We start from the raw sequence: 594 nt of genomic DNA on the forward strand, positions 1-594 counted from the left end.
GTGCTTGATGGCTTCGGGATCATCCGCGAAGGGCAGCAAGGTCGCATCTTCAAACTCCGACTTGCGCTTGGGGCTGAACACCCACAGCGCCAGACCGATGAAGGCCACCATCACAACCACGGTGCCCAGGCCACGAATCATCCCGATATCCATCAGATCACCGTTTGCTTTTGATGATGGTGCCCAGGCCTTGCAGATAGGCCACCAGCGCGTCCATTTCGGTTTTGCCCTTCACGGCATCCTTCGCACCGGCGATGTCTTCATCGGTGTAAGGGACGCCAAGCGTGCGCAAGACCTCCATTTTTTTTGCAGTGTCCTTACCGTCGAGCTTGTTCTCCACGAGGAACGGATAAGCCGGCATTTTCGACTCGGGAACAACGTTGCGCGGGTTGTACAAATGCGCACGCTGCCAGTCATCGGAGTAACGACCACCCACCCGGGCCAGATCCGGACCGGTACGCTTGGAACCCCACAGGAACGGGTGATCCCAGACGCTTTCACCGGCGACCGAGTAGTGGCCGTAGCGTTCGGTTTCGGCACGGAACGGACGGATCATCTGCGAGTGGCAGCCGACACAGCCTTCGCGGATGTAGA

At 58.8% G+C, this 594-nt stretch carries 1 protein-coding gene and 1 pseudogene; both read right to left on the bottom strand.

All coding sequences use genetic code 11. The features are described 5' to 3' along the window. Positions 1-153: cbb3-type cytochrome c oxidase subunit 3 (locus ACIOZM_RS17455; RefSeq protein WP_154846085.1), on the bottom strand; the 153-nt coding region annotated here is incomplete at its 3' end. Positions 154-157: 4 nt separating this feature from the next. Further along, positions 158-592: pseudogene (ccoO, locus tag ACIOZM_RS17460) on the bottom strand (cytochrome-c oxidase, cbb3-type subunit II); the annotation flags it as partial. Between the last annotated feature and the right edge of the window lie 2 nt (positions 593-594).

This window comes from Pseudomonas sp. NPDC087346 (genome assembly GCF_044744235.1).
Taxonomy (GTDB): Bacteria; Pseudomonadota; Gammaproteobacteria; order Pseudomonadales; family Pseudomonadaceae; genus Aquipseudomonas.